At 51.3% G+C, this 3467-nt stretch carries 3 protein-coding genes and 1 pseudogene; 1 reads left to right on the top strand and 3 read right to left on the bottom strand.

Annotated elements, in window-relative coordinates; genetic code table 11:
• Positions 1 to 1244: GTPase ObgE (obgE, locus tag B4H10_RS08735; RefSeq protein ID WP_292018664.1), on the bottom strand; the 1244-nt coding region annotated here is incomplete at its 3' end.
• Between the two features lie 248 nt (positions 1245 to 1492).
• Here obgE and B4H10_RS08730 point away from each other — a divergent pair.
• Positions 1493 to 2233, top strand: coding sequence for a type I 3-dehydroquinate dehydratase (locus tag B4H10_RS08730; RefSeq protein ID WP_059075825.1), 741 nt, complete (start codon positions 1493 to 1495; stop codon positions 2231 to 2233).
• A 72-nt stretch (positions 2234 to 2305) separates the two neighbouring features.
• On the opposite strand, the gene htpX is transcribed toward B4H10_RS08730, so the two are convergent.
• Together htpX and B4H10_RS08720 are read right to left on the bottom strand one after the other, a co-directional pair.
• Positions 2306 to 3160, bottom strand: coding sequence for a zinc metalloprotease HtpX (gene htpX, locus B4H10_RS08725; RefSeq protein WP_075582373.1), 855 nt, complete (start codon positions 3158 to 3160; stop codon positions 2306 to 2308).
• A gap of 115 nt (positions 3161 to 3275) precedes the next feature.
• Positions 3276 to 3467: pseudogene (locus B4H10_RS08720) on the bottom strand (hypothetical protein); the annotation flags it as partial.

The raw sequence follows: 3467 nt of genomic DNA, 5'->3' as shown, positions 1-3467 counted from the left end.
TAAATGCGCACCGTATCGCCTTCCTGGATGCCCTCTTTTTGCAGCATCTTGTCCAGTTCCATATAACGCCAGATACGCTGGAACCGGCGCAGGGACATGTCATCATCGAAATTCGTCATGGCGACGAGCCGTTCGATCCGGGGGCCGGTAATGACAAAGGCACCATCATCGTCGCGATGAATTTCAAAATCCGGTTTTTCTTCTGGTTTATAGATGACCTCTTCATCCGTTTCGTCCGGTTCTTCCACATACGTTTCCAGCAGTTTCCAGACATATTCCATCAGCTCCGGCAATCCTTCGCCGGACATAGCACAGATAGGGAATACGTCCCGGCCCCGTTCATCCATATACTGCTGGAGCCGTTTCAGATTCGTATCATCAGATAATAAATCGATTTTATTGGCTGCGATGACTTGCTGTTTCCGCGACAGTTTTTCACTGTATTTTGCCAGTTCGCCATTGATTTTCTCATAATCCTCGATGGGATCGCGTCCTTCACTGCCGGACACGTCGAGAACGTGGATGAGAATTTTCGTCCGTTCAATATGGCGCAGGAAATCATGGCCCAGACCGACACCTTCGGCTGCCCCGTCGATAAGGCCGGGAATATCGGCCATGACGAAGCTGCGTTGATCCGGCAGATTGACGACGCCGAGGATGGGGTTCAGCGTCGTGAAATGATAGGCTGCTACTTCCGGCTGGGCCGCAGATACTTTGCGCAGGATGCTCGATTTTCCTACGCTGGGATACCCCAGAAGGCCTACATCGGCCAGTACTTTGAGTTCCAGGCGCAGCCAGCGTTCTTCCCCCGGTTCCCCCCGTTCAGCAAAGGTCGGTGCCCGGTTGGCACTGGTACGGAAATGATAGTTGCCCCGGCCGCCGCGGCCGCCTTTAGCGACGATGGCCTGCTGTCCGTCGTGGCTCAGGTCAGCGAGGAGAGCGTTCGATTCTTCATCGCGCACGACCGTGCCGACGGGTACGGGGATGAGCAGGTCATCGGCGTCGCGGCCGAATTTATTGCTCCCCTGGCCTTTTCCGCCCGGTTTGGCTTTAAACAACCGGCGATAGCGGAAATCTACCAGCGTATTCACATTGCGGTCAGCCACGAGGATGACATTTCCTCCCTGGCCGCCGTCACCGCCATTGGGACCGCCTTTGGGTACAAACTTTTCATGACGGAAGCTGCTCATCCCGTCTCCGCCCTTGCCGGACTGCACAAATATTCTTGCTCTGTCTATAAACATATTTACACCTCATCGAAAAAAAGGAACAGTGACTAAAATATAAAAAAGCATTGAATTACATTATACCATAAACCGCCGCCGGAAATGATAGAATCTGCTAAAATAGCGAAAAAAAAGTAAAATAAATAGTGCCCGGAGCTTTCCAGCCGGGCAGAAACACCGGAAAAAGTCAAACGGTGCAAAAATATCCATAACGTGGTACACTATACTTGATATTGTATGATACATATCAATGGGAGGTTCTTTGTATGGCTAATTTAGCAAATATCCGGCTGAACCGGAAAAAACCGATTATCTGTGTTCCCTGTACTGGCGCAACAGTGGGTGACATCTGTTACAGCTGCCAGCAGATACGGGAAAAACCGCATGACATCATTGAGTACAATGCCGGCACCTTTAACGGCCTGCCCAATTTGTCCCAGCTGTGGAATGCCCTGCTGATGATCACCCAGGCAACCAATGAAGGGACGTTTATTTTTAAATGTGAAAAAAAAGATCTGCCTGAATACTGCCGTACCGAACGGGACTACCGTGACATCATGACCTTTGCCCTGCGCAGCGGCCTTCCCGATGCACTGGAAATCGCCGCCGATACAGACCCCGATCTCATAGATGATTTGTCGGAACAATGTATGGATACGGGCCTGATTCCAATCATTTCCCTGTCCCTGACCAATGCGTCAGAGGCCTCATCCCTGGAACAGCGCCTGACCGGTCTGTCTGACCTGGAAGCCCGTACATTCCACATCACCTTCCCGGCACAGACGACGGATGATATCGATGCCGTCCGTCAGGCTGTCCGCGCATTTTTACAGGAAAATTACGAATTCAAGGTCATCATCCAGCCAACTGGCCCGGTTGCCAAAGCGGAACTCCTGAAAGGGAACACCTTTGATTCGCCCATACTTTACGCAGCCGTCAATGAAGAAACGGATTCATTACCGTCCTGCACGGATCTGCGCCGGGTCCTCGATGAAAAGGGGCTTTGATTGAACATATATGGTATGAACCAGGAACGGGCCTGCCCATAACGCGGCAGGCCCGTTCCTTTGTGTATGACATCAGCCATGCAGTTCATAATCTAATTCTTTCAAACGTTCAATCCGCTTTTCTGTCGGCGGATGGGTACTGAACAGATTGGCCAGCCCCGACTGGATACCGGAAAACGGATTGATGATGCACATGTGTGCCGTCGTCTTAGAAGCGCCTGGCAGCACCTGATAGTGGGCGTAGTTGTCTATCTTGGCAAGCGCCCGGGCCAGGGCCAGGGGATCGTCGATCATGCGGCCGCCTTCTTCATCGGCCATATATTCCCGTGTCCGGCTGATGCCGAGCTGGATAATCGTCGCCGCAATCGGAGCGATGATGATCGTTACCAGGAGGCCGACGATGCCGCCATTGTCGTCATCATCGTTGCCGCGTCCGAATATAGCCGCCCACTGGGCAATATTGGCAATCCAGGAAATAACGCTGGCAAAAGTAGCCACGACGGTGCTCAGGAGGATATCCCGGTGCAGGATATGGGACATTTCATGAGCCAGGACACCGCGGATTTCTTCATCATCAAGCATGTCGAGGATGCCTTCCGTCGCCGCGATGGCCGCGTGAGACGGGTTGCGCCCTGTAGCAAAGGCATTGGGGACTTCCGTCGGCATGATATATACTTTGGGCATGGGAAGTTCGGCACGCTGTGCCAGATCTTCTACGATGTGGTAGAGCCGATGTTCCGGACCTACGGGCTGGCAGTGGTACATGCGCAGGACGATGGAATCACTGAACCAGTAGGAAAAGAAATTCATCCCCGTTGCGAGAATGAGCATGACGGTCATGCCATGAACACCGCCAAACGCTCTGCCAATGGCCATCATAATCACCGCCAGCAGAGTCATGAGAAAGACTGTCTTTAAACGGTTCATACTACTCTCCTCTATTCTAAAAAATCAAAAGTCAAAAGGTAAAATCCGAATTTACTATATTATAACAGAAAAAGTCATTCTGTCAATATGTTCGATTCATATTCTCTATGCATCACTATTCGGACAGGACGTGATTATTATAGCGGCGGATGAGGACCGTATAATACCCTTCGCCGTCTTTTTTGTCATCGAGCCGGGTCACGATGGTAACATCATTCTGTATCCAGCGGATTTCTTTACTATTCTGGCTCGCTGGAAAGTCTTCCATATTGGAATAAATCGTTGCCGACAGGCGGGCGTACATATC

Source organism: Megasphaera sp. UBA4382 (genome assembly GCF_002391155.1).
In the GTDB taxonomy this organism is placed as follows: Bacteria; Bacillota; Negativicutes; order Veillonellales; family Megasphaeraceae; genus Megasphaera; species Megasphaera hexanoica.
This window is presented reverse-complemented; position numbering and strand designations above follow the sequence as displayed.

Coding starts and splice junctions, on each gene's coding strand:
- B4H10_RS08730 (WP_059075825.1), top strand. CDS start 1,493: ATGGCTAATTTAGCAAATATCCGGCTGAACCGGAAAAAACCGATTATC.
- htpX (WP_075582373.1), bottom strand. CDS start 3,160: ATGAACCGTTTAAAGACAGTCTTTCTCATGACTCTGCTGGCGGTGATT.